This window comes from Leptolyngbya sp. O-77 (genome assembly GCF_001548395.1).
In the GTDB taxonomy this organism is placed as follows: Bacteria; Cyanobacteriota; Cyanobacteriia; order Elainellales; family Elainellaceae; genus Thermoleptolyngbya.
The window spans coordinates 2,678,877-2,700,048 of sequence record NZ_AP017367.1; the positions used below are offsets into that span (position 1 = coordinate 2,678,877).

Below are 21,172 nucleotides of genomic sequence, written 5' to 3' on the forward strand. Positions count from 1 at the left end.
CGTTTGGCAAACCACGCCAAACCACGCGCTTAACCCTCCAGCATTTGCAGCCGATACAAACTGGCATACAACCCGTTTTGTGCCAGCAGTTCCTCATGGCTGCCCGATTCCACCAGTTGTCCTCGCTTTAGCACCAGAATCCGATCCACGCTGCGAATGGTCGAGAGGCGGTGCGCGATGATGATGGCGGTGCGCCCTTCTAGCAGAGTTTCTAGCGCTTCCTGAATCAGGGATTCCGTACCCACGTCCAGGTTTGCAGTCGCCTCGTCCAGCACCAGGATCGGCGGATTGCGGATGGCGGCTCGCGCAAAGGCAAGAAGCTGCTTTTGCCCACCCGACAGGTTTGTGCCGCGCTGCCGCAGTTCTGTGTTGTAGCCCTGGGGCAATTGCTCGATAAATTTCGCCACGTTTGTCTGCTCTGCTGCCCGCTGGATTTCCGCCATCGAGTAACTCTCGCCCAGCGCAATGTTGCCCTTTACGTCGCCCGCAAACAAAAATCCGTCTTGTAAAATCACCGCCATTCGCCGCCGCAGTTCTGCCTGAGGCATCTCGCGAATGTCCACGCCATCTAGCAAAATGCGCCCGCTCGTTACTTCATACAGCCGACACAGCAGGCGAATGATCGAGCTTTTGCCCGCGCCCGTCGGCCCCACTAGCGCCACCTTCTCACCAGGGGCAATGGTGAAATCGAGGTCGCGCAGCACCAGTTCATCCGGTTTGTAGCCAAAGGAGACGTGATCGAAGCAAATCTCGCCGGGGGCTTGAGAAGGGGAAAGATGAACCGGAGGGGCCCCTCCATCCCCGACCTCCGGATCGCGGATTTCGATTGGCTCGACCAGGATGTCGCTAACTCGCTCTAGAGCAGTGAAGCCTGCTTGGATAGCGGTGAACTGTTCGGCAAATTCGCGCAGGGGGTCGAAAAGGCGCTGGGCAAAGAGAATAAAGGACGCTAGTGTGCCAAATAGCAGCGCTTCTTGTAAAACAAGTACGCCACCAAACCAGAGAACAGCGGCGATCGCCACCAGCGAGATCCACTCCAGCGTGGCCGACACCAGCGAGTCAAAAACAATCGTGCGATCGACCTCTTTGATGTAGCGCTGGTTGATCGTGCGAAAGAGTTCGGCATTAAACGCCTCCCGCCGAAACAGTTGCACCACGTTAATGCCGACGATGTTTTCTTGCAGCGTGGCGTTGAGCGACGACAGTTCTTCGCGGGCCCGATAGTTGGCCTGCCGATATTTTCGCTGAAAGTAAATCGTGAGGATAGTAATGGGAATTAGCATGGCAATCAGCATGGATGCCAGTCGCCATTCCAGCGTGAACATGGTCAGCGCAATGACGATGATGGAAAAGAGATTGCCAATGATCCCGATCGCCCCAGTGGAGAACACGTCGCCGAGCGCGTCTACGTCACTGGTCAGGCGCGTGATCAGTTTGCCAACTGGCGTGCGATCGAAAAAGCGCGTTGCCAGCGAAGTGACATGCAAGAACAAATCATTGCGAATGTCGGCAGTAATGCGCTGACCCACCTTTTGCACCAGGAAACTCTGCAACCCATCGAACGTGAGCCGCACCACAATGGTGATTAACAACAGCACCACCAGCAGATTTAGCCCCTGCGCTAGGGTTAATCCCCGCAAAAAGCCCAGCACTGGCTCATTGCGAATTAGCGAAATGGCCTGCCCCACCAAAATCGGCTGCACCGCATCCCCAATCGCCGTCGGAATTAGCATTACTAGCGAAATCAGCAGCAGCCGCTGATGCCGCATGGCGTAGGGCAGAAGCATCTTGAGCAGTCGCCAGTCCGTCGGGCGCGGGGGGCGACGGGTCGGGCTACGCTCCCATTCAGAGGAGTCGGCGGGGGATGAGGTCATGGATTAAGGCAGGGCGAGGAATGCACAAGCTTAACTGTAGCGTAGTGTGGAAGGGGGTGATAATCCTCCACCTGTCTGATTCCTAATCCCCACAATCCCTAATCTCCAATTCCTTCTCCATGCTGCTTAAACGGTTTCCTGCGCTGGTGCTGCTGGTCTTTATCCCGATTTCGCTGCTGGCGCACGGGCAGGACTGGGGCGATGCGGCGGTGTTTGTCACGTCGGCACTGGCGATCGCCCCGCTGGCGGTCTTCCTCAGCCGCGCCACGGAGGAACTGGCGCTGGCGCTGGGGCCAACCGTCGGCGGACTCATGAACGCCGTATTTGGCAACGCGACAGAACTCATCATTTCGCTGGCGGCGCTGCGGCAGGGACTCGTGGATCTGGTTAAGGCCAGCATCACGGGCAGCATTTTGGGCGACTTGCTGCTGGTGTTGGGGCTGGCGATGCTGCTGGGTGGTTTGAAATACAAAGAGCAGTCGTTTGAGCCGATTGTGGTACGGGTGAACGGTTCATCCATGACGCTGGCGGTGACGGCGATCGCCCTGCCCACGATCGTTATCAACACGTCCCATGTGGTCGATGCTCAGGATATTACCAGCCTGTCTATCTTTGTGGCGGTGGTGCTGATGCTGGTGTACGGACTGACGTTAGTGTTTTCGCTGAAGACCCACAGCTACCTCTACGACGTGTGCAAGGCCAAACAAGACCCGCTGCTGCTGACAGATGAGGTGGACGGGCGATCGCCCCTGTGGGTGTGGGTTGTCGTTCTGCTGCTGGCAACGGCGGGCATTGCCATCGAGTCGGAACTGTTTGTGGGCGTGGTGGAGGAGGTGATTGCCGACTGGGCGCTGACACCACTGTTTACGGGCGTGGTGCTGCTGCCGCTGTTGGGCGATGTGTCGGGCTATGTGACGGCGGTGCGCGTGGCGATGAAGAACAACATGGATCTGCCCGTGTCGGTGGCGATGGGGTCGAGCCTTCTGGTGGCGCTGTTTGTGGCTCCGGTGCTGGTGCTGGTGGGGCAGGCGGTGGGCCAGCCGATGGATCTGGACTTTAACCCATTTGAGGTAAGCAGCGTGGCAATCGCCGTGTTTATCGTCAACCTGATCAGCCTGAACGGGCGATCAAACTGGCTGGACGGGACGCTGCTGCTGGCGACCTACGCGATTTTGGCGGCGGCGTTTTATTACCATCCGGCGTAAGGGAGAAAATACCCGTTTGCGCCACTATCTAGCGCGGCTACATCGCAAAACATTGTGCTATTCCAAATCCGTAGAGATGCTGAAGCACTCGATCCGAGTGTTACTGCACTACCTAAAATTTGGTGATGTACCTGTCCCTCAATGAATCATATTCCTATTCAGCAACGCCTTTTCTTACTTATGCCGAAATCAGTTTGCGTTTGAGCCAGATGTCTTCGCGGGCGTGGAGATAGCGCGGATCGGGGCTGAGGGCGATCGCCTGCTCAAAGTTTTCCAGCGCGTTGCCGTAGGCCTGCATTTCGGCAAACAGTAGCCCCCGGTTAAACCAGGCTTGATGATAGTCGGGCTGCATTGCCACGGCGCGGTCGTAGGAATCCAGTGCTTCGGCGTAGCGCTTCAGGCCGCACAGGGCATTGCCACGGTTGTTCCAGGCTTTGCAGTAGCCAGGATCGAGGGCGATCGCCCGGTCAAACGCTGCCACGGCTTCTGAAAATTGCTCCGTTTCGCACAGGGCGCAGCCATGGCCGTCCCAAAATTCCGGTTGGTTTTGATTGTGATCGAGATTCATCGTCATTCTTGCCTTGGGTGCAATAGGGTTTTGCAGGGTGCAGGGGTTGCGGTTCGCAGGGTTGCGGTTTGCAGGTTGCAATTCGCACTGGCAATTCGCATTCATTCTGCAAATTTATTCTGCAAAAAATTGCCGCGCCCCTGGAGACGGCTTTCTAGCCAGTCCAAGTGGGGTTTTCTTCCGCCAAGTACGGGCTTTGCCCATTCCTTTTCGCAGTGCGCTGGATCTCAATTCAGAATTTTCTCTGATCTCTGGCGCTTGCCCCTGACCCTTGTCCTAGGATGAGAGGCAGTTCCCTCGCCGCATATACTATGACTCCTCCATCGGGTGATCGCCTATTGGGTTTAACGCGCAAACGGCTGAAGGCGCTGCGGGCGCTAGCGGCGACGCTGGGCGTGGCGAGTTTGTCTGTGACGGGGGCAGTTGTGGCGGTGCGCCAGTTAGGGCTGTTGCAAGGTACTGAGCTAGATACCTACGATTCGCTGGTGCGGCGATCGCCCGACTTGGGCCCCGACGAGCGGCTGCTGGTGGTGGGCATTTCCGACCAAGATATTCAATCGCTGAGCCAGCCTGATATCCACGACGGCACATTGGCACAAGTGCTACAAAATCTGGAGCAGGGGGAACCGCGAGTGATTGCGCTGGATGTGGGGCGCGACCTGCCCGTGGGCGAGGGGCGAGGGGAACTGCTGCGCGTGCTGCAAGAGAGCGATCGCATCCTTGCTGCCTGCACCCTCAGCAAAGCCAATGAACCCAGCCTTGCGCCGCCCCCTAGCGTGCCCGACGAGCGGGTTGCCTTTGCCGATCTGCCCTTCGATCCTAGGGGCATAATCCGCCGCGCTAGCCTGGTGATTACCGATCCGCTGCGGCTGCCCCAGGAAACGGCGCATCGCTGCAACACGCCCGCCGCCCACAATCCGCTGGTTTCTCTGGGTTTGTCAATGGCACTGCTTTACTTGCAAGCCGAGAATATTACTGCCGTTCCTGCCCCCAACGGCGAAATTCAGTTGGGCCAGGCATTGCTGAAACCACTGGCAGAAGGACAGACCGCAGGCTATCGGCATACAGGCGCGACGGACTATCAGATCATGCTGCGCTATCGCTCGGCGCAACATGCCGCGCCTGTGGTCAGTTTGATGGACGTGCTGCAAAACCAGGTGCCATCTGACCTGATTCGAGATCGCATGGTCATCATCGGCTATACCTCCAGCATCAAGAAAGACCTGTTTCAAACGCCCTACAGCGGTGACAGCGATGGTGGTGAACCCACTCCAGGGGCAATTCTGCACGCCCAGATCGCCAGCCACTTGGTCAGCGCGGCCAAGGGAGAGCGGGCCCTGGTGTGGTACTGGCCGCTGGCAGTGGAAATGCTCTGGATGTTGGGCTGGTCGCTGGTGGGCGGGGCGATCGCCTGGTTGATTACCAAAGCCCACTGGTTCTTGATTGCTGAGGGTGTGGCGGTGCTGGTGCTGGCGGGTTTGTCATACCTGCTGTTTCTGCAAGGCGGCTGGGTGCCCCTTGCGCCAGCGGCGATCGCCCTCCTCAGCACCGCCCTCGCCGTCGTCATCCTCGACCGCGCCACTAAAGGTGGCTACACCGAAGCCCTGTTCGAGCAAATGAAAGAAAAAGTGCAGGGCGTGATCAAGCCCACCGTCGAAATCGACCAGGAAAAACGCGCCCGCCAGGTCGCCGAAATCACCGAAAGCAGCTACTTCAAAGACCTCCAGCAGCGGGCCCGGGAAATCCGAGAACGGCGGGCGCGGGAGGCGGAGGGGATGGATGGGTGATGGGGGGAGGGGCGGAAAAAATGAAAAACGAAAAACGAAACCTCTTCGTTCTTCGTTCTTCGTTCTTCTCTCTTCGTTCTTCATTCTTCATTCTTCTCCCTCTCCTCACTCCAACACTCCATTCCCCAACACTTCCGCCAAGCAGGGGATGTGTCCCCCTGGTGGGGAACTCTAAACTACAGGGGTTCTTTGATAAGCGTGGCGGAGAGAGTGTTGGCACGAAAACTGGCGGGGTGGTTGCCGGATCTGGATTTTCGGGTGTGGATTTTGATTGCGGGGCGGCTGCTGTCGCAGGTGGGAACCGGATTCACGCTGTTCTATGCACCGATTTTCTTTGTAAACCGGGTGGGGCTGTCGGCGACGCTGGTGGGCGTGGGGCTGGGGGTTGGGGCGATCGCCGGAGTGCTGGGGCGCGTCCTGGGCGGGTCGTTTGCCGATTCCCCAAAGATTGGGCGACGGCGGACGCTGCTCCTGTCGGCGGCGGTGTCGGCAGCGGCCTCGACCATTTTGGCAGTCACCTTCGACTTTCCCACCTTCCTGATCGGCAACCTGCTGATGGGACTAGGGATTGGGCTATATTGGCCAGCCACCGAAACGGTCGTCGCAGATTTGACCACCATCGACCAGCGAAACGAAGCCTATGCGCTGGACCGGCTGGGCGACAGTCTGGGGCTGGGCGTGGGCGTGGCCCTGGGCGGCGGGCTGATTGCAGCAACGGGTTCCTATCGGGCGCTGTTTGTGATCGACGCGATGTCCTACGTCATCTTTTTTGGGATTGTGTATCGGGCGATCGCCGAAACCCGCAATCCCACCCAGGCGCATCAGTCCATGCTGAAAAGCTGGAAACAGGCCCTCAGCGACGGCAGTCTGCTGATTTTTACCGTGGTGTGTACGCTGTTTACCACCTATCTGGCGTTGCTCAACAGCGCCTTGCCGCTTTACTTTGCCAACTTTGTGCCGACTGCGGCGGGACGCGGATTTTCCACCAGCACCATTAGCGTTTTGTTTTCGAGCTATGTGGCGCTGACGGCACTGACGCAGCTTCCGGTAATTCGCAAGCTGCAAGGATTGACCCAGCCGCAAATGCTGATCGTGTCGGCGATGTTTTGGGGTGCGGGGTTTGGGCTAGTTTGGGCGATGGGTATGGCGCGAGTGATGCCGCTGGGCTGGGCAGTGCTGGCGCTGGTGCTGATGGCGATCGCCACGGCTGCCTACACCCCAGGAGCCGCCTCGCTCGTCGTTGCGCTGGCTCCAGCAGAATTGCGTGGGGTGTACCTTTCGGTCAATTCACTCTGCTGGGCGGCAGGCTACTTCATCGGGCCAGTGCTGGGCGGCTGGGCGATGGATGGCACGGCTCAACTTGCACACGGTTTCTGGATCGCCTGCGCCGCCAGCATTCTGCCGTCCATCTTGACGTTGCACTATTTGGACAACCGGATTCGCCAGGAAGGACGACACTACCGCTAGGGTGACTGAGGAGATTGATACTCTGCATCGAGCCAGCATCGGGGTAGCCCCTCGTTTGATGGAAAACACAGGTCTGCTTTGAGAAACTCTTCCGGGTCTTGTTCTTCTTCCCCTGCTTGCGATCGCCCAACTACGACAGGAGAAAGGGGATTGATCAACGGGTCAAGATCCATAATCTTAATCAGAACTTCGCTGTCTTTTTCCTTGAGAAACATGGATGAAACTCCTTTCATTTCGGGACAGTCTTGTAGAGAAGCAAGGAGAAAAAACTGTAAAGAAACAAGCTTTGGAAAATGGCTCCAAAGCATCGCTTCAAATTTTGAAGAAATGGTTGTAGAGGCGATCGCCCCTACAACCCTCCACTTGATTTCAGCGTTGCAAGCCTGCTGGGTTAATTCGGCTTCCTGTTAGTAAACCTGTCAGTGGGATCATCAAAATCTGACAAGGCTTACCTAATCAAAAGTCGTTTTATTGTGCGAACTATCGACGGCGCTCCTGCAATTTTTGATACACCGCTCGCAGATCTACCTTATGGTGGGCCAGGGCAACCAGCGTATGGTAGAACAGGTCGGCTACTTCTCCAGCGATCGCCCCTGGGTCGTCATCTTTGCAGGCCATCACCACTTCAGCGGCCTCCTCGCCAATCTTTTTGAGAATTTTGTTGTCCCCACCCGCCAACAGCTTGCAGGTGTAAGAGTCTGGGCTGGGATGGTCGCGGCGATCGCAAATCACCTCAAACACCTGCGACAGCGTATCAGCAGGCGGAGGGGCGATCGCCCCGTCGATCTGATGAAAACAACTGCGCTCCCCCGTGTGGCAGGCAACGTCGCCCACCTGTTCCACGCTCACCAGCAGCGCATCGCTGTCGCAGTCATATCGCAGCGCCTTGACGTGTTGTAGATGCCCAGAGGTTGCGCCTTTGTGCCACAACTCGGCGCGAGAACGACTCCAAAACCAAGTTTCGCCCGTTTCGATAGTTTTTTGCAGCGATTCGCGGTTCATCCACGCCATCATCAGCACCGTGCCATCCAGATAGTCCTGCACAATGGCTGGCACCAGCCCCGCCTCGTTATAGCGGATCTGATCTAAAGGAATTGGAGAGTCCTGCGCCTGTTGCCCAATCATGACCGCCACCCCGTCGTGCGTCAATTTGTGTTAATCGGTAATTGAGATCGATGCTTGTAAATCAATGGTTGTGACCGATCAATCCCTGTCGCAAATTCTGTTGAAAATTCTGTCTAAACTATCTAACTAAAAGGATTTAAAAGTCATGATGGGACAATTACAACCGCCTCGACGTGGGCAAGCTGGCGATTCCCGTAGAGATTGCTTCGCGAATCGCCTTCCACCCGCGTCACCGCCCACCGCAGCGGCTCACCGTAGGCCAGCAGTGCTTGGGCGATCGCCGTCTGCAACTCGCCCAACTCGCCGCCCAGATGAACTTCGACCGTCACCAACTCCAGCCTCATTGCCAGTCCCAGTCCGCTAAATCCTGACTCTCGGTTTCTGATGCCGATGCTCAATCCCTATTTTTGGAACTGACCAAACTGCAATTCATATACCGTATCTTCCTTCTCCGTCTCCAGTTTCAAGTCCGATCGCGGATAGGCAACACAGAGCAGCGCAAACCCCTGAGCTTGCAGTTCTGGGCTAATGCCCATGCCGTCGCCCTGCTCCACCATGCCCGATAGCAGTTGCGCGGCGCAGGTCGTACAGACTCCTGCGTTACAAGAGGACGGCAGATCCAATCCGGCAGCAACAGCAGCGGCCAGCACGGTTTCATCTGCTGAAACCGTAATCGTGTGGGAGTTTCCCTGGTGAAGAATTTCAACCCTATAAGTGTCGGTCATGATGCAGTCGTGCGTAACGTTAGAACAGATAGGAGGAATGGGTTCTTGAAAGATACGCTAAGTGGGCTGACGTTTTAAAAGCCGAAGCTTGGAAGCTAGCCCTAGCTCAGTTCAGCGTCGGGAAAGGTGCGCTTAAACTCATCAATCAGGTCGTCTAGCTCTTCTAGCGCTTGGTTAACATCGATCCGCAGCGTCCCCAAATCTGGCTGCTCTAGCAGGCGCACGAGTGAGTCGCGCTTGCTTATCAGAAACTTGAGGCGATCGCGCAAAACTTGAGCATCCAGCATGGGAAATAAACTCCTCAATCAACTCCTAAACAACTTTCGTTCAGCTAGACACAAGCTTCATCCTATCAAACCGTTCCAACAATGTTGAATAATTGTTAACAACCCTTTCATCTGTGGTGGCTATGCTTGGACGTATTTCGCTAGGGACGGTTGGACTGGTCGTGGGCGGTTTGCTCACCGTGGTAGGCTTCATTGCCTATTTCTCCAGCAGCGCCACGCTCAATCTAGTAGGGTTTTTCTACGGCATCCCCCTGCTGTTGGGCGGGCTGGCGCTGAAAATTTCCGAGTTGCCCCCAGTTCCATACTCTCAGCCGCCTTCGGCTGCTGCCTTGGCGCTGCGAGATCAGCAAGCAACCGAAACCCAGCATCAGATTCGCAAGGACGTGACTCGCTATCGCTACGGGCAGTCAGCGCATCTCGATAGTTCGCTAGAGAGTCTGGGGCTGGAGCCGACGGACGATGAGCGCCCGGTGCTGGTCGCCCTGCGGGAAGAAGATCGAGACGGAGCCTATGCACTCGTTCTGGAATTTGAGTCTGAATATATTTCGCTGGAAAAATGGAACAGCAAGCGGGAAAAGATTGAGCGATTTTTCGGTCCAGGGCTGCGCGTCGAGATCAGCCAGCCCGGTGAAGATTACATTGACGTAGCGCTAATTTCGACTGGAGCAGCCCAGGCTTAGCCTTCCGGGTTAATCCCCAAAAGCGAATCCCCTGACCTAAGCGCAGACAAGCCCCGTCCGGTTGTAAACTCGATCGGGCGGGTCTGACTTTATGTGTCAAAAATTGTTGCGAAACGTAAATCACGTTAAGATTACAGGATAAAGTTATATTCAGTTAACCCTCTATGTCTGGTTCGAGTACACCGGAACCCGATTTGCTGAAAACCCTGTTAGATCCTTTGTTAGAAGACTTTCAGTATTGGTTTGAGCGATCGCAAACCCTGCTAGAATCCCAGCCCATTTCGTTTCTCAGCAATGAGCAACAGGCAGATTTATTAGCGCGAGTTTTGCAAGCTCAGCAAGAGGTGCAAACGGCCCAGTTGCTCCTTAGGGCAACAGACGGGAAGGTGGGTGTAGAGGCAGCCGTCATGGTTCCCTGGCACTCGCTGGTGACGGAGTGCTGGCAGGTTTCGAGTCGTTTTCGTCTGGAGCGGATTCAGTCGCAAGACTCAGAGCCTTGAGTGGTTCACTGGGGGGTTCCTTGGCAGTGGCGACGGGTCTGAATGCACTTATATTCTGAGCGTCGTTGGTGTACTGCAATGGTGTACTGCAATTATGAGAGAACCTCAGATGTTTGTGTCTGCTTGTTAAGCATTTGACTATTCGACTTAAGTTGCTCGACGGGTTAATTGCTCTAACTGTTCAAAACTTTCAAAACTAATGCCAACGGTTCAGGTTGGCGGGGTTACGCAATTTAGAAGGAAAGCACTATGCTACATCTGCTTTATGTCGTTGCCTTTACGATCCTGGCGCTGCTGGCAGTCAGCAACTTGATCCGCAGCTTGATGACGCTGGGTATAGAGTCGCAGCGTGCTTATGCGCCCCCAACACAGCCCTATCGCTCCAGTCGCCTTCAGTCCGCCTCTCATCCAGAACTGCTGGACAACGCGGGAAACCTGATTAATGAGCCGTATCTGGTAATGCGATCAATCTCGGTCGAAGATGCTCGTGAACAGCTTGATGCGCTGTATAATGCATCGCCCAGTCCTGCCGAAAAGCCCCAGGAAGAGGCTTAATTCATCCTGAACTCGTCGTTATTGGAAGTGCAGGAACGGTGACGGTCTGCGACTCTTTCACCTAACTGAGGTCTTGATTACTGAGGTCTTGACTAAGGTGGGTCAGACAAGTCAGAGAGGGCGATCGCCCACCTGAATTGGATCGCCCTGATTTCGTTTTCGCGACTCAGTATCGATCGACGCTGCCAGAGAAAATCGGCTCGACACGCAGCGCCAAAACCTTGGAGGGGCGGACAACCATATACTCGCCCTGGATGTTTTTGATCGGCACGCTGATAAAGTCATCCGAGGTGGCTTTGGGAACTAGTTCGCCACTGTACCATTTCTGAAAGTCTTGAATCGTTGAAAAACGAACTTCTTCTCGATGTCCGCCCTCCATCAACAGGTGAACAGCAAATTCGCTCGGTGTTCTGGGCATAGTCAATCCATCCTCTGCGTCGCGGTGCTGTGGTCAATATTCCCTAAAAAAGCATCAAAATAAAAGCCAAGCCCAAAAGAAAATGGGGCGATCGCCCGGATATCGCTAAGGAAACAAAGGCAGATGGGATCTGCACATGGGCTTTCTTACTCGCGAATGCCCAGCCCTCATTCAACACTCAAGCATAGTCCAATCCACAGCGTTCTGAACGCTGCATTCCAAACAAAAGAGTCGCTTCGCAAATGACTGCAAAAGCGACCCCTTAAACCTTTTAGGGTATCCGTTCTCGAACTCGACTATCGACGCGCTAGGAGAGACATCGGATTAACCGTACCTTGGTTCGGGACATGGATCTCGAAGTGGACGTGGGGCCCAGTGCTAAAGCCCGTGCTACCCATCGCCGCGATATGCTGACCTTGATCCACTCGATCCCCAACGCGCACCAGTAGACGGCTATTGTGGGCATAGCGAGTGCGGGTGCCATCCGCATGACGAATGTCAATCATGTAGCCATAGCCACCAGAGTTCCAACCGGAAAACTCAACGACTCCAGCCGCCGCTGCCACAATGGGTGTGCCAACGGGTGCTGCAATGTCGATTCCCCGGTGCATCCGTCCCCAGCGCCAGCCAAATCCAGAGGTCAGAACTCCACGCGCTGGCCAGATGAAACCGTTTGAAACGGAAGTCCCCTCTGGCAAAAACGCATCCATCTGAGAGAGCGCAGGTAGCTCAGGAGAAACCATGCGACCCACCAGCGGCTCTAGAAGAGGCTCATAGCTCTCTGATCCGAGGGGGGCAACTGCCACAAGTTGTCCACTGCTCGCAGCAGGAGCAGATTCGCTAGCAGGAGCAGCAGCCACTAGCTCAGGCTCAGCACTAGCAGAAGGATTAGAGGAATCTAAGGCCCCCGGTTTTACCGCAAACTCTCCCGCATCTAACTCAGACACAACCTCAGGTTCAGGCTGAGTCGCTCCAGGGCGAGCCTCTAGAACAGGTTCAACTGTGGGTACAGAAGGTACAAAGCGATCGCCCAAGTCTTGAGCCGAACCAACGCTTCTCAAGTTGAGCGCTGCAACCACGGAGGGCTGATTATCTTGAGCGAACTTGCTGGTCTGATTGTCCAAACTCGACCCTTCTGAAGGCTCTGACGACCGCAAAGTCGCAACATCGTTGATCAGTCGGTGCAAATGCTCATAGGTGCGGCTAGGGTTTTGAGCAGGCAAGACAACCGCCGCCACCTCAGTTGTTCCGGGTCTGTCAACTTCAGAACGTACCGCTTCGCTCCGGGCAGGAGCAACACCCCCGACCCCAACAAACTCAGTCGCAAACAGAACAGAACTGCCAGTAGCCAGCGTGGGCACTGAATCAGACGGCTCAAACACCGTAGAAGCCTCGCCAACCTGACGAGAATCAGCCGGGGGCAGCACGACCGAAGACTGGCGACGGGCCGATGACACTAGCTCGGACGACTCAGCAGGAACTGCAATGACCTGACCAATCTGAATTACATCCGGATCCTGCAGACCGCTGGCTTCCACAACAGCATCTTTCGATACGCCGTAGGCGCTCGCAATTTGCTCAATAGTTTCTCCAGCAGAAACGCGATGAGCCAGCAACACAGGCTGCTCTGGATTAAGAGAAACATCACCAGCAGGCTGACTCAGAGCATTGGAAGAACTCTCAAGCGTTGCAGAGCCAGATGGAACTGCAAGAACCTGGTTAACTTGCAGTTGATGGGGATTGTCTAAGTCGTTCGCTGCAACCAAAACGCTTTGAGGAACGTCGTAGGCAAGGGCGATCGCCCCCAAGGTATCCCCTGGCTTAACGCGATACAGGACACTACCGCCAGCCGGCAGCACCGCTGTCAAACTCCGCTCACCATAACCCGAAGCGGCTAGTCCATTAGATGAAGGAGGCGAAACCGATTGCTTTTCACCTGCCCCTAGAGGGCCGCTTTGGTCACTGCCCTGAATACGGACAGAAGGAGTGGTGTCATCCTTAGACAAGCTAGACGGTTCCACCGCGGACTGCAATTGCTGGCTAGTCAACACGCTACGCAAACGCTCTCGGCGCTGGCGGAGGTTTTCGAGGCTGGCGTAGCGAAGGGGACGGTCTGAGGTGCGAATTTCCTCCGAAATAGCTGCCACCTCGGATGGCGCTGTCTGCTCCGCCAAAACGCCTACTGAAGATGAAGCAGGCGTGTCTGCTGCAAGTGGTGAAGGCTCTACGCTGGGAATTGGCTGCGGAGTACGCTCAGGCGCAACCCCTAAGACGCTAGCCGACTCTGCTCTCCGGTGACCCGGAACTCGAATTGCTTGCCCGACCCGAAGCACAGAATCCAGGGAAAGACCGTTAACTTCGGCAAGCGTTCTAACGGGAACCCGGTAGTAACGAGCGATCTTGTAAAGTGTCTGTCCGGATCGAACCCGGTGGGTGAACATTGCCCCGGAATACGTCGAGGACGACGAAGCCTTGACAGGGGCGGACAGGGCAGTGGGATCTACTTCGTCTATCCCAGGGCTTGCGAGGGGGGAATCCAGAGAACTAGTTTGGGGAACCGACAAGCCTGTAGAAACTTCGGACTCAACGGAGTTCGGTTCGGCTGCGGTCGCCTGATCGCTGTGCCTTGGGAGCAACAAACTAGAAGCGCCCATCGAGAGCGCTAACCCAAGCATGGCGGCAGAAGTGCGAGCCTTGCGGCTAACCTCTCGGGGGTTCTGCTTGGGCTGCCCTGCCTCGGCTGCGTAGTCAGACGAATAACAGGAAACAGGCTTAACCTTCTGCGGAAATGCTCGTCTCAAAGAACAACCTCCTGTTGAGCGGCGTTCAACTGTCCTCAAAGGGAACCAGTCGTTGGAATCAAGTTGACACGGATGCAGTGACCGAAGTCACAGACCGACGGCGGTTCTAATCACTGACGCGCCTTACAACTAGGTAAGATTACCTTAAGCTTTTTGCTTAGACAAGCTTACACCAGTCTTCAAAAAAATCAACACTCTCGAATAACCCCATGCTTAAACTACCCTTGTCAAAGAATCTAAACGTCTAAACCTTAGGCAAAAAACGTTCATCACTTGACGCTCAGAACAACCGATGAGCTTACACCAGTTCTTCAAAAAAGACTAGCTGTTAACAGGGTAACTGCATTAATCCTTAAAAAGAAAAATAAACTACAGCCTTTTATCTTCACACAAGATATCTTGCGAAAAGCTCAAATACCTTGTCAGAAGAGAGTTTTGGCTACTGGTTCTGGTGGGAATCTGAGAGCGCTTTTGCGTAATTAGGATTTCTAATTTTCAATCGATTGTCCTTTCGAGCTTCCAAATCTACGGAGGAAGATCCAAGGATTTCACGGTTGACGAACTGGAGAAACACTACCCGTTTTTCTCCGGTTTTTAGTACCCATGCCAAGCTTCGTCGAGTGGATAAATCGCGCCTAGGGGAGGGCTTGTAAGGCTCACTTCTCAGATTGGGATTTCTTATGGTAGCCCCCATTCTTTCGTATTCCAGGTTACTGACTTCTATTGTGTATCTTTCAAACTAAGCGCTTGATTCGGATTGACCTGATTTTTTTTCGGGCTGGCTTAGGGCAATCTGATCATCAGTGTTGGGAAGATAGTTCGCAGCAGAGCGAGTTCTCAAGAATTTCTCAGTGGGGTTAGATTTCAGGCGCTGGGATTCAAGGGCGATCGCCCCCATATTGCCCTCAGGTCGCCCCGATATTGCCCCGATATCGCCCCAATTCTGCCCAAATTTAGCGTTCAGGAACGAAAAGCCTGGGCACTTACTCTAAACCCACTCCATCTGTAATAAACTTTTCCGTAGAAAATTACTCGCCTGAGGAAGTTCCGTTCCATATATATCCATATATATATAGATATGGAGTGAGCGTTTTCCTGAGGAACAGGAGAATCAGGCTGTTCCTGAGTCAGCTTTGTGGCGGGGCTAGTCTAAAAGCCCAAGCTGACGACGCGCCTCGAAAAGCCCCAAAGCAGCGCTGACTGAGAGATTGAGGCTGCGTACACCGGGTTGAGCCATCGGAATTTTGACGACCGTGTGGCAGGCAGCTAACACGTCAGCCGGTAGACCTGTCGTTTCACAGCCAAACAACAGCCAATCGTCATCTCGATACTGAAACTTTGTATAGCTACATAACCCTGAAGTGCTGAAGCCGATCCAGCGTCCTCCCTGCTGGGCATGGGAGCGCTGGAATGTTTGCAGGTCAGGATGATAGTAGAAGTCTACGTATTTCCAGTAATCCAGCCCCGCCCGCTTGAGATAGCGATCGCTAATTTCAAAGCCCAAGGGGGCCGACAGATGCAGCGGTGTACAGGTGGCGGCGCAGGTGCGGGCAATATTGCCCGTGTTTGGGGGAATCTGGGGATTAACGAGAACAACGCTGGGCATAGGGAAAGCGGAAGTTGGCGATCGCCCGATAGGTCTGTCGGTCAGCAGCAATTGGAGATCTGAGCCGTGCGAGATCCGATGCATCGCAGTGGGTGGCGTGCGTCGGTCTGAAGCTGACTCACAAGGGCGATCGCAGGTCAGGAATGTATAGATTCTTCTAATGATTGCTCATTCTAATGATTGCTCAGCAGTGGATAGATGGAGCGCAGGATACCCGCTTTTTTCCACCAAGTTGCTGGCTGAGTTACTAAAGAGTTGGCTGCTGTGCTGGATCAGAGGCGCTAGAATCCTGGCTCGAAGGCGCGGTAGCGGGATTAGCCGTAGAACCCGGCACATTGGGCGGGACAGCCACGGCAGGGGGCTGAGCAAAGTATTGATAGGTTGCCTGAGAAATTTGCTGGATGAGCTGTGCCGCCGATCCAGCATCGCCCGCCCGCTGTACCAAGGCGGTAATCACGTAGCGCTTGCCGTTGGGCATATCTACAATCCCGCTATCGCCCGAAAGACTGTCGATGTTGCCAGTTTTGTGGGCGATTTTTGCGTCCGGCCCGAGAGTTGCCGCCAAGAGGTTGTTGTTTACCGTGGAGCGCATGATGTCGAGCAGGCGATCGCGCGATCGCAGCGACAGCAAATCTCCCTGACTCACGGCTGTTAGCAGCAGCGACAAATCGCGGGCGCTGGTGGTGTTCGTGCCTTGCAAATCTGCCAGGAGATTATTTAGTACGGTGTGGCTCATGCCCCAATCGCGAAATCGGCTATTGAGTGCGGTCAGTCCGCCCAGCTTGTGAATCACCATGTTTGTGGCCGTATTGTCGCTAATGGTGATCATTTTGGTCGCGGTATCCAGGGCGCTAAGCTGGCTGCCCACTTCCATAAACTGAATTTCACCGGAGCCGTCTGTGATATCAATCGTTTGCAAGGTCAGAGACTCATCCAGTCGCACCCGCTGCCGATCGACATCTTGCAAAAAGGCAACCAGAATGGGAGTTTTGATCGTGCTAGCGGCTGGATACACCGTGCTGCCGTTCAAGTCCACATAGTCACCCGTGTCCAAATCCACCACAAACACGCCAGCCGATAGCCCGGTCTGAGCTACAAGCGACTGTAGTGTGGTCGTTAGTGGCGCAATCGGCTGCCCGAGACGCAGCTTCATAATCGAAGAAGACGGATTGGCAGGCACAATATCACCGCGAAAGCCAGGAGTCGGCGTGGGGCTGAGGGCGGGGGTAGGACTGGCGGCCAGGCTGGCGGCTGTGGTGTCTTGGGCCCGGATTGTCGGATTCCAGACAGAGAGGCTGGTGCCCACGATTGCCCCAATCCCCACGCCCAGAATGATCAGGCGAGTCGCATAGAGCAGTGGCGAAGTGGGGGCTGGGGGGTAGGCGCGGCTCCGGCGGGGAGTCGAGCGCGATCGCCCCACGGGTCTGGGAGCCAGCGCCACCGGACGCTCAGGTCGTCTTGCCGAATCAGACCGATTCCCATTCGGAGAAAGTGAGCGAGGCTGGGGTTGGATTAGCGCCAGAGATGGCGGATTCGACCGTTCAGACGATCGGCGACCGTTGCCAGCAGCGGCTGATCGCTCTGAATGATCCAGGACGTTGCGTAAGTTCAGCGGTGGCTGGGCCGAATAGGAGGCACGGGGGGAGATGGGCCGGGGCGATCGCACCAGTGTATGTCCCGAACGAGGAGTCTGATTTGTAGCCGAGCGATCGCCCGATTGCGATCGACTACCTGCGGCCGGCGGCACAGACCCCAGAGGCTGAGTTCCACCCTGCCCAGATCGCCGTTTCATGCGGCGTCGGGACGAGCGGGATGGTTTTCCAGAACCCAGCATAAGGGCATACCTCCAGGAAATTTTCGACTTGCGTCACGCGATTTCTGACCTTACAGCTAAATATAACGAACCCCGTTTCATCCGTCGCACCGAATTTTAGGGAAAACTGACTAGACAAGACAGATCCGCGCAATCCTCGTCAAACGACGAGGATTTAGATCGTTTAAGATAAAGTTTCAGCGCTCAGACAGCAGGCTTCCCTCAGAATTCGAGACGTTCTGCTGTCCAGCCGCTTTGGTTCAGCAAGGAATTGCACCCCTAGTTTTCAGGCATGATCAGCCCAGCAACCCACTGCCCTCCAGAGAGACAACGCTTTGGACAGAGCCGTTTCTGGTTTTTAATCATGCGACAGCAAGAAGGTGAGTAGCGGCTTGCGCTGGTTTAGAAAGACAAGCCTATTGAAATTCACCCCATGCAAAAATTACTATTTCCTGACAAAGACGCAGTTAAAGGACGCGCAATTTTTCTTGGAGAGCGCCTCGACTTGCGGACGCTAGAAGCGACCACACCCCTCGGACGGCAACCCTTGGCGATCGCCGCTGGAAGCGATGGCTGCGTGGTTCTCTTTAAATACGGCGCAGTGGTGCTATTTGGGCTAGACCCAATCGAAGAAGCCACGTTTTTAAATAACTTGAAACCCCTGGTGCAGGAGCCGTTCAACAAGCCTGAAACTGAGGAAGCGACCCTCCGGATCGAGCCGTCGCGAGCGGGGCAGGTGGAAAACGGGATTATCTCGCTGCAAGAATTTAGCGTAGAGTCGCTGCAAGTGGTGGCCGATGTGCTGGCTAAGAGCGTGGTGCTGGCACACTACGAACTGAGCACAGCCAGCGTCTTTGACCAAATCGAACCCTTTGCGGCGGGACTACAGCGCACCACCAAAAATGAGCGCTGGGGCAAAGAACTCCTGCGGCAGCTAGGACGGACGTTATCCATTCAGCATAAGATTGTGGGTCGGGTCGAAATTATCGACAAGCCCGACCTGCTTTGGGAAGCACCCGAACTGGAGCGACTCTACGCCCGCTTAGAAAATGAGTATGAAATCCGCGATCGCCACCAGGCTCTAGAACGCAAGCTAGGACTGATTTCCAGTACAGCAGAAACAGTATTAGATCTGCTCCAGCACAACAGCGGCCTGCGCGTAGAGTGGTACGTTGTTGTGCTGATCGTAGTAGAAATCTTGCTATCGTTCTACGATATCTTTGTCAAGGTCTGAGCGCATCGTCCAGAAATTCAAAGCCCAGAAATTCAAAGCCCAGAAACTCAAAAACAACCTCAGGCTGCCCCACCCGAAACCCGCGCTAGCGAAACATGCCCGTCCGACGGCTTAATTTGGAACTTTGCGAGATTCGCCAATTCTTGAAGCTGGCTAACCGCCTCTGCGCCTTCAAGCTTCATTAGCTCGCGATCGTCGCGCATCTCTGTCCAGGTAATGCCATAGTCTGACACCAAAAAGCGGATTAGGTGGTTCTCACCCAGACTCACCATAAAGGACGCGCTGTTCATCTGACCACCGCAGGTATAGCAAGACGCAAGGTAACCCTGGCGCTCCAGCACAATGGCCAATGCCTGGAGATCCATTACCAAGTCATGAACAAACCGACGGTGCTGTTCTGCAAGTCGCAAAAACATCTTCGACCTCCAATCACCACACTCTATAACATCACATTCGACTATTCTAGGTTGTCGTAACCTTCTTTTAGGTATTTGTAGCTATTCGAGACACAACCGCCTCGCCCTAAATATTAAAACATTCTTACGAAAAAGGAGTTTGTAGCGAAAGTATGAAGCGAAGCTGAAAATCCCGACTTGCCTGACTTTTAGGACGCTAGCTCAGTTCTAAAGTCCTATGGGTATCTCCGGTCACATTCGGCATGATCATCAGTAAATTTCTATGAATGATCAAACAACCCTCGGTGAAAAAGTATGCTCCCTCAATCGGATCGCCGCAGATACCCCTGAACAGTCCTAATCTATATCCTCTTCTATATCCCTTCGGAAGCCAGCTTATGCAGGATCGGAATCAGTCAACCTCGACTTCAGCCACTCCTCTATGGCTGTCTACAGTTTGATCCAGAGCGATTCCGTAAACTTGCACTGCTCACAACCACATCTTTATCCCAACTTCGTAAAGCGCTTAACAGATAAGACTCCGTAGCCCCCAGTAGGGTAGCCCCAAGTAGGCAGGAAGCAAGACGCGGACAACTCAATCTTTCACTAGATCGGAATCTGAGCTAGATGGGAACACCAGCCTTGAAAAGATAAAAGGGTAAAAGTCAGGAATCCTGAGACATGAAGATCTCATAACCCCGCAGGAGAGTGATCCCCAAACGCCTGACGCTTGCTCTGTAGTGCCTGTATCTGTGGTGTCTGGAACCTGCCAGAACCTTGCCCAATCAATTTTGTTGCAATCCTGTTGAGCTATGTAGCTTGACTCCTCGGAGCATAACTCTCAAACACATTCTAGTTCGGGATCTTTAAAGTGGGAAGAAGATGGGAAGTTTAATCAGGATTCGATGATGAAAGCTGTTGGCGTGATCCCCATGTTCGAGCAATCGCCCAAATGGCTCCAGCGCTTGCTCTCAGGGCAGCCAGGGATATTGACGAAAATCGGGCGATCGCTTTTCCAGAAACGCCTGCTTGCCCTCGCTACCTTCTTCTGTCATGTAATAGAGCAGCGTTGCGTTGCCTGCTAGCTCTTGCAGCCCCGCCTGTCCATCACAATCGGCATTGAAAGCAGACTTCAGGCAGCGGATGGCGATTGGGCTTTTCTCCAGAATCTCCTGCGCCCAAGCGATCCCCTCGGCTTCCAACTGCTCCACAGGCACAACACAGTTGACGAGCCCCATATCGAGGGCCTGCTGGGCGGTGTACTGGCGGCAGAGATACCAGATTTCTCTCGCTTTCTTTTGTCCAACAATACGGGCCAGATAGCTAGCACCAAAGCCCCCGTCAAAACTGCCAACCTTGGGCCCAGTTTGCCCAAAAATGGCGTTGTCTGCGGCAATGGTGAGGTCGCAAACAACATGAAGGACATGACCGCCCCCAATCGCATAGCCTGCCACTAGCGCAATCACCACCTTAGGCATCGTGCGGATCAGTCGCTGCAAGTCTAGGACGTTCAGCCGGGGCGTGCCGCCTTGATCTAAATAGCCGCCCTGACCGCGCACGCTCTGATCCCCGCCCGCGCAAAAAGCGTATTTCCCGTCCGTATGGGGGCCTGCTCCGGTCAACAGCACCACCCCAATCCGGGGATCTTCGCGGGCATTGCTAAAGGCATCGTACAGTTCGGCAACCGTCTCCGGACGAAAGGCATTGCGCTTGTGGGGGCGGTTGATCGTGATTTTGGCGATGCCATCTGCCTTGTGATAGAGGATATCTTCGTAGCTTTTTGCAGTCTGCCAGTCCGCGTGCATGGTAGGGATCGATGCCAGAAAAAAGTGAGTGGGTAAGTTAGCGAGAACGCCAGCACAGGAAATTTAAGAGAAAGCAAGCAACTGTGCAAGAAACATGGGTGGGCGATCGCCCTACGAGCCTACCACGTTGCGCGATCTCGCAGTTTACCAATCCCAGCCCCACCCCAGAACCCCCTTACCCCCTACAATTTTCGCTCTTCGTTCTTCGCTCTTCGCTCTTCGTTCTTCGTTTTTCATTTTTATGGCCTACAAAGCACGTAAATTCCCCAGTAGGGCGATCGCATTGTTGCCAGAATTCCGTAATCCCACGCGAATCCTTCGATTAGG

20 protein-coding genes and 1 pseudogene are annotated in these 21,172 nt (G+C 54.7%); 8 read left to right on the top strand and 13 right to left on the bottom strand.

Annotation, left to right across the window (positions count from 1 at the left end; all coding sequences use genetic code 11):
* Positions 1-29 precede the first annotated feature (29 nt).
* Entirely contained in the window at positions 30-1,874 is a 1,845-nt protein-coding gene (locus O77CONTIG1_RS11375; RefSeq protein WP_068510675.1) for an ABC transporter ATP-binding protein, read from the bottom strand.
* A 119-nt stretch (positions 1,875-1,993) separates the two neighbouring features.
* Between O77CONTIG1_RS11375 and cax the strand changes: the two genes are divergently transcribed.
* Together cax and O77CONTIG1_RS23515 are read left to right on the top strand one after the other, a co-directional pair.
* Positions 1,994-3,079: a calcium/proton exchanger gene (gene cax / locus O77CONTIG1_RS11380; protein WP_068510677.1), complete on the top strand. Its 1,086-nt coding sequence runs from the start codon at positions 1,994-1,996 to the stop codon at positions 3,077-3,079.
* Positions 3,072-3,224 (top strand): annotated as a pseudogene (locus O77CONTIG1_RS23515) (IS1 family transposase); the annotation flags it as partial. The gene cax and the pseudogene O77CONTIG1_RS23515, both read left to right, overlap by 8 nt.
* A gap of 33 nt (positions 3,225-3,257) precedes the next feature.
* Here O77CONTIG1_RS23515 and O77CONTIG1_RS11385 read toward each other — a convergent pair.
* Positions 3,258-3,647: a tetratricopeptide repeat protein gene (locus tag O77CONTIG1_RS11385; RefSeq protein WP_156435174.1), complete on the bottom strand. Its 390-nt coding sequence runs from the start codon at positions 3,645-3,647 to the stop codon at positions 3,258-3,260.
* Between the two features lie 311 nt (positions 3,648-3,958).
* Between O77CONTIG1_RS11385 and O77CONTIG1_RS11390 the strand changes: the two genes are divergently transcribed.
* Together O77CONTIG1_RS11390 and O77CONTIG1_RS11395 are read left to right on the top strand one after the other, a co-directional pair.
* Positions 3,959-5,434, top strand: coding sequence for a CHASE2 domain-containing protein (locus O77CONTIG1_RS11390; RefSeq protein ID WP_172799671.1), 1,476 nt, complete (start codon positions 3,959-3,961; stop codon positions 5,432-5,434).
* Positions 5,435-5,647: 213 nt separating this feature from the next.
* A complete protein-coding gene (locus O77CONTIG1_RS11395) occupies positions 5,648-6,901 on the top strand; it encodes an MFS transporter (RefSeq protein ID WP_068516433.1) in 1,254 nt (417 codons plus the stop codon).
* On the opposite strand, the gene O77CONTIG1_RS11400 is transcribed toward O77CONTIG1_RS11395, so the two are convergent.
* The 5 genes from O77CONTIG1_RS11400 to O77CONTIG1_RS11420 form a co-directional block, all read right to left on the bottom strand.
* Entirely contained in the window at positions 6,898-7,134 is a 237-nt protein-coding gene (locus O77CONTIG1_RS11400) for an acetyltransferase (protein ID WP_286132662.1), read from the bottom strand. The genes O77CONTIG1_RS11395 and O77CONTIG1_RS11400 overlap by 4 nt on opposite strands.
* 247 nt (positions 7,135-7,381) lie before the next feature.
* A complete protein-coding gene (hisIE, locus tag O77CONTIG1_RS11405) occupies positions 7,382-8,050 on the bottom strand; it encodes a bifunctional phosphoribosyl-AMP cyclohydrolase/phosphoribosyl-ATP diphosphatase HisIE (protein WP_317134255.1) in 669 nt (222 codons plus the stop codon).
* A 119-nt stretch (positions 8,051-8,169) separates the two neighbouring features.
* Positions 8,170-8,370, bottom strand: coding sequence for a hypothetical protein (locus tag O77CONTIG1_RS11410; RefSeq protein WP_156435700.1), 201 nt, complete (start codon positions 8,368-8,370; stop codon positions 8,170-8,172).
* A gap of 57 nt (positions 8,371-8,427) precedes the next feature.
* On the bottom strand, positions 8,428-8,751 hold the full coding sequence (locus O77CONTIG1_RS11415) for a 2Fe-2S iron-sulfur cluster-binding protein (protein WP_068510685.1): 324 nt from the start codon (positions 8,749-8,751) through the stop codon (positions 8,428-8,430).
* Positions 8,752-8,852: 101 nt separating this feature from the next.
* Positions 8,853-9,038, bottom strand: a complete 186-nt coding sequence (locus tag O77CONTIG1_RS11420) for a hypothetical protein (protein ID WP_068510687.1) — start codon at positions 9,036-9,038, stop codon at positions 8,853-8,855.
* A gap of 122 nt (positions 9,039-9,160) precedes the next feature.
* Between O77CONTIG1_RS11420 and O77CONTIG1_RS11425 the strand changes: the two genes are divergently transcribed.
* From O77CONTIG1_RS11425 to O77CONTIG1_RS11435, 3 genes are all read left to right on the top strand, one after another.
* Positions 9,161-9,718, top strand: coding sequence for a DUF2854 domain-containing protein (locus O77CONTIG1_RS11425; RefSeq protein WP_068510689.1), 558 nt, complete (start codon positions 9,161-9,163; stop codon positions 9,716-9,718).
* A 164-nt stretch (positions 9,719-9,882) separates the two neighbouring features.
* Positions 9,883-10,218, top strand: coding sequence for a DUF2605 domain-containing protein (locus tag O77CONTIG1_RS11430; RefSeq protein ID WP_068510692.1), 336 nt, complete (start codon positions 9,883-9,885; stop codon positions 10,216-10,218).
* A gap of 249 nt (positions 10,219-10,467) precedes the next feature.
* Positions 10,468-10,773 (top strand): DUF2973 domain-containing protein, encoded by a 306-nt coding sequence (locus O77CONTIG1_RS11435; protein WP_068510694.1) that lies wholly within the window; start codon positions 10,468-10,470, stop codon positions 10,771-10,773.
* A gap of 166 nt (positions 10,774-10,939) precedes the next feature.
* On the opposite strand, the gene O77CONTIG1_RS11440 is transcribed toward O77CONTIG1_RS11435, so the two are convergent.
* From O77CONTIG1_RS11440 to O77CONTIG1_RS11455, 4 genes are all read right to left on the bottom strand, one after another.
* On the bottom strand, positions 10,940-11,191 hold the full coding sequence (locus O77CONTIG1_RS11440; RefSeq protein WP_068510696.1) for a hypothetical protein: 252 nt from the start codon (positions 11,189-11,191) through the stop codon (positions 10,940-10,942).
* A gap of 296 nt (positions 11,192-11,487) precedes the next feature.
* A complete protein-coding gene (locus O77CONTIG1_RS11445) occupies positions 11,488-13,338 on the bottom strand; it encodes a peptidoglycan DD-metalloendopeptidase family protein (RefSeq protein WP_225894777.1) in 1,851 nt (616 codons plus the stop codon).
* Positions 13,339-15,136: 1,798 nt separating this feature from the next.
* Positions 15,137-15,598, bottom strand: a complete 462-nt coding sequence (locus tag O77CONTIG1_RS11450) for a tRNA (cytidine(34)-2'-O)-methyltransferase (protein WP_068510700.1) — start codon at positions 15,596-15,598, stop codon at positions 15,137-15,139.
* 247 nt (positions 15,599-15,845) lie between these two features.
* Complete coding sequence (locus O77CONTIG1_RS11455) at positions 15,846-17,390, bottom strand: serine hydrolase (protein ID WP_172799672.1); 1,545 nt, start codon at positions 17,388-17,390, stop codon at positions 15,846-15,848.
* A 454-nt stretch (positions 17,391-17,844) separates the two neighbouring features.
* Here O77CONTIG1_RS11455 and O77CONTIG1_RS11460 point away from each other — a divergent pair, with 454 nt between their 5' ends.
* Positions 17,845-18,645 (top strand): RMD1 family protein, encoded by an 801-nt coding sequence (locus tag O77CONTIG1_RS11460; protein ID WP_068510703.1) that lies wholly within the window; start codon positions 17,845-17,847, stop codon positions 18,643-18,645.
* A gap of 59 nt (positions 18,646-18,704) precedes the next feature.
* Here the strand turns inward: O77CONTIG1_RS11460 and O77CONTIG1_RS11465 are convergent, their stop codons facing one another.
* Both O77CONTIG1_RS11465 and menB read right to left on the bottom strand, forming a co-directional pair.
* Positions 18,705-19,061 (bottom strand): DUF1815 family protein, encoded by a 357-nt coding sequence (locus O77CONTIG1_RS11465; protein WP_068510705.1) that lies wholly within the window; start codon positions 19,059-19,061, stop codon positions 18,705-18,707.
* Positions 19,062-20,011: 950 nt separating this feature from the next.
* Entirely contained in the window at positions 20,012-20,845 is an 834-nt protein-coding gene (gene menB, locus O77CONTIG1_RS11470; RefSeq protein WP_068510707.1) for a 1,4-dihydroxy-2-naphthoyl-CoA synthase, read from the bottom strand.
* Positions 20,846-21,172: the final 327 nt, after the last annotated feature.

What these genes read in the sequence shown, in the direction of transcription:
- cax (WP_068510677.1), top strand. Translation starts at nt 1,994, where the DNA reads ATGCTGCTTAAACGGTTTCCTGCGCTGGTGCTGCTGGTCTTTATCCCG.
- O77CONTIG1_RS11455 (WP_172799672.1), bottom strand. Translation starts at nt 17,390, where the DNA reads ATGAAACGGCGATCTGGGCAGGGTGGAACTCAGCCTCTGGGGTCTGTG.
- O77CONTIG1_RS11465 (WP_068510705.1), bottom strand. Translation starts at nt 19,061, where the DNA reads ATGTTTTTGCGACTTGCAGAACAGCACCGTCGGTTTGTTCATGACTTG.
- O77CONTIG1_RS11375 (WP_068510675.1), bottom strand. Translation starts at nt 1,874, where the DNA reads ATGACCTCATCCCCCGCCGACTCCTCTGAATGGGAGCGTAGCCCGACC.
- O77CONTIG1_RS11420 (WP_068510687.1), bottom strand. Translation starts at nt 9,038, where the DNA reads ATGCTGGATGCTCAAGTTTTGCGCGATCGCCTCAAGTTTCTGATAAGC.
- O77CONTIG1_RS11435 (WP_068510694.1), top strand. Translation starts at nt 10,468, where the DNA reads ATGCTACATCTGCTTTATGTCGTTGCCTTTACGATCCTGGCGCTGCTG.
- O77CONTIG1_RS11440 (WP_068510696.1), bottom strand. Translation starts at nt 11,191, where the DNA reads ATGCCCAGAACACCGAGCGAATTTGCTGTTCACCTGTTGATGGAGGGC.
- menB (WP_068510707.1), bottom strand. Translation starts at nt 20,845, where the DNA reads ATGCACGCGGACTGGCAGACTGCAAAAAGCTACGAAGATATCCTCTAT.
- O77CONTIG1_RS11425 (WP_068510689.1), top strand. Translation starts at nt 9,161, where the DNA reads ATGCTTGGACGTATTTCGCTAGGGACGGTTGGACTGGTCGTGGGCGGT.
- O77CONTIG1_RS11410 (WP_156435700.1), bottom strand. Translation starts at nt 8,370, where the DNA reads ATGAGGCTGGAGTTGGTGACGGTCGAAGTTCATCTGGGCGGCGAGTTG.
- O77CONTIG1_RS11460 (WP_068510703.1), top strand. Translation starts at nt 17,845, where the DNA reads ATGCAAAAATTACTATTTCCTGACAAAGACGCAGTTAAAGGACGCGCA.
- O77CONTIG1_RS11390 (WP_172799671.1), top strand. Translation starts at nt 3,959, where the DNA reads ATGACTCCTCCATCGGGTGATCGCCTATTGGGTTTAACGCGCAAACGG.
- O77CONTIG1_RS11415 (WP_068510685.1), bottom strand. Translation starts at nt 8,751, where the DNA reads ATGACCGACACTTATAGGGTTGAAATTCTTCACCAGGGAAACTCCCAC.
- O77CONTIG1_RS11430 (WP_068510692.1), top strand. Translation starts at nt 9,883, where the DNA reads ATGTCTGGTTCGAGTACACCGGAACCCGATTTGCTGAAAACCCTGTTA.
- O77CONTIG1_RS11385 (WP_156435174.1), bottom strand. Translation starts at nt 3,647, where the DNA reads ATGAATCTCGATCACAATCAAAACCAACCGGAATTTTGGGACGGCCAT.
- O77CONTIG1_RS11400 (WP_286132662.1), bottom strand. Translation starts at nt 7,134, where the DNA reads ATGAAAGGAGTTTCATCCATGTTTCTCAAGGAAAAAGACAGCGAAGTT.
- O77CONTIG1_RS11450 (WP_068510700.1), bottom strand. Translation starts at nt 15,598, where the DNA reads ATGCCCAGCGTTGTTCTCGTTAATCCCCAGATTCCCCCAAACACGGGC.